The organism is Pseudoalteromonas sp. SR45-5, from assembly GCF_014163565.1.
Taxonomy (GTDB): domain Bacteria; phylum Pseudomonadota; class Gammaproteobacteria; order Enterobacterales; family Alteromonadaceae; genus Pseudoalteromonas; species Pseudoalteromonas distincta.
In genome coordinates this window covers 1-2079 of sequence record NZ_JACJDN010000672.1, presented here as the reverse complement: position 1 = coordinate 2079, position 2079 = coordinate 1, and the positions used below count along the sequence as shown (strand labels likewise).

The 2079-nt window shown below is 42.3% G+C and carries 4 protein-coding genes; all 4 read right to left on the bottom strand.

Annotated elements, in window-relative coordinates:
* On the bottom strand, positions 1-222 hold a 222-nt coding region (rplS, locus tag H5072_RS17850), incomplete at its 3' end, for a 50S ribosomal protein L19 (protein ID WP_182694315.1).
* A gap of 33 nt (positions 223-255) precedes the next feature.
* Complete coding sequence (gene trmD, locus H5072_RS17845) at positions 256-1023, bottom strand: tRNA (guanosine(37)-N1)-methyltransferase TrmD (RefSeq protein ID WP_182694314.1); 768 nt, start codon at positions 1021-1023, stop codon at positions 256-258.
* A complete protein-coding gene (gene rimM / locus H5072_RS17840; RefSeq protein WP_024596584.1) occupies positions 1023-1559 on the bottom strand; it encodes a ribosome maturation factor RimM in 537 nt (178 codons plus the stop codon). Before rimM ends, trmD begins: the two co-directional genes overlap by 1 nt.
* 17 nt (positions 1560-1576) lie before the next feature.
* Positions 1577-1825 carry a 30S ribosomal protein S16 gene (rpsP, locus tag H5072_RS17835; RefSeq protein ID WP_002962192.1) on the bottom strand — a complete coding sequence of 83 codons (249 nt, stop codon included), beginning with the start codon at positions 1823-1825 and terminating at the stop codon, positions 1577-1579.
* Positions 1826-2079: the final 254 nt, after the last annotated feature.

Here is a 2079-nt window from a genome sequence, read left to right as displayed (position 1 = left end):
AACACCTTCACCGTTCGAAATTTTACGAACTGTGAATGCTGAGTGAAGACCACGATTACGCTTAGCGATTACAACACCTTCAAAGGCCTGTAGACGCTCTTTAGCACCTTCTTTTACTTTTACCTGTACAACCACTGTATCACCAGGGCCAAATGCAGGTACGTCTGTTTTAAGCTGCTCATCTTCAAGCGCTTTAATAATATTTTGGTTTACTTTTGCCATTATGTTTCTCACTTTCCTAGGTGTAACTGTCTTCTAGCCACAAGCTTTTTGGTACTCTTGCTGAAATTCTGCGAGTAATACCGCTTGCTCCTCAGTCAGAGCTAGGTTATGCAACAAGTCAGGACGTCGTAACCAAGTTCTACCTAATGACTGCTTAAGCCGCCACTTTGCTATCTCTTGGTGGTTTCCGCTGAGTAATACAGCAGGAACCTGTTTGTCGTCCAATGTTTCTGGTCGTGTATAGTGTGGACAATCTAACAAGCCATCCGAAAACGAATCTTGTTCTGCTGACTGGTTATGACCTAACACACCTGGCACTAATCGCGCTACTGCGTCAATTAATGTCATGGCAGGTAGTTCACCACCACTCAAAATAAAATCACCAATTGACCATTCTTCGTCAACATATGATTCTATTATTCTCTCATCTATACCTTCATAGCGACCGGCAATCAAAATCAGTTTATTAGAGTTAGCGAGTTCGCTAACGCCCTGCTGATCAAGTTTGCGCCCTTGCGGGGACATATAAATTACTTTAGCGCCATCACCAGCTGCTTTTTTAGCTTCGGCAATCGCTTTTTTTAATGGCTCAACCATCATTAACATACCTGGTCCGCCCCCGTAAGGACGGTCATCTACGGTTCTATGCTTATCTAAAGCGTAGTCTCGAGGATTCCAACAGTTAAAATCAATTAAACCATTTTTTACTGCGCGACCGGTAACACCTTGGTCTGTAATAGCGTCAAACATGTCTGGAAAAAGGCTTATCACCCCTACCCATAATGAACTAGTTTGCGTCATTAAAACCCTGGGTCCCAATCTACGGTAATTTCTCTTGCGTCGTATTTAACTTCTTTAATAACTGAATCAGTTAAAAAAGGAATCAAACGTTCAGCTTGACCAAATGCGTCTTTACTGTTTGCTTTCACAACTAGTACGTCATTTGACCCTGTCTCCATAAGGTCATCAACAATGCCTAAGCTATAACCTTTATCGGTTACAACAGACATGCCAATGAGATCTCGCCAATAGAACTCACCTTGCGGAAGTTCTGGTAAATGCGCTGCATCCATTGAGATTTCAGCATGGGTATAAGCCATTGCTTCGTCTCGGTCGTTTATCTGCGCAAATTTAGCGATAAAGCCTTTGTTGTGGCGACGCCAGTCGACCACTTCTAAGGACTGCCATTTACCTTGCTGCCCTATCAACCACGGGCTGAAATCGAAGATCCCTACGGGATCATCAGTAAATGAATGTACCTTAAGCCAGCCCTTTATACCATATGGGGCACCGAGCTTTCCTACGACAATTATTGATGAGGTGTTCTCTTGACTCATGGTTACACTTACGCCTATTAAGCCGCTTTACGAGCGTCTTTTACTAACTTAGCTACGCGATCTGAAAGAGATGCGCCCTGACCTACCCAGTGTTCAACACGTGGTAAATCTAAACGAATTTTTTCTTCTTGACCTGAAGCAATTGGGTTAAAAAAGCCTACTTTCTCGATGAAGCGACCGTCACGCGAGAAACGGCTATCCGCAACCACAATTTGATAGAAAGGGCGTTTTTTAGCGCCACCACGTTGCAAACGAATAGTTACCATACCGTCCTCTATAAAGATTGACTGTTTTCATTAATAAGATTTACTCCCCAGAATGGGGAGCTGGGGAATTGTACGAGTTTTTGGCAATAACGCAAGCAAGAAGTGAAGCAAAAAGACAGTTTAGTAGGTTAAACCGTGATCTCAACGACAAATTAGGGTTAAAGGTGTATTACATGCATAATTTATTCAACAAAAAAGGAGCTATTTGCTCCTTTAAATATGATTCGCTATTATTTTAAAAAATAACTCAAAAG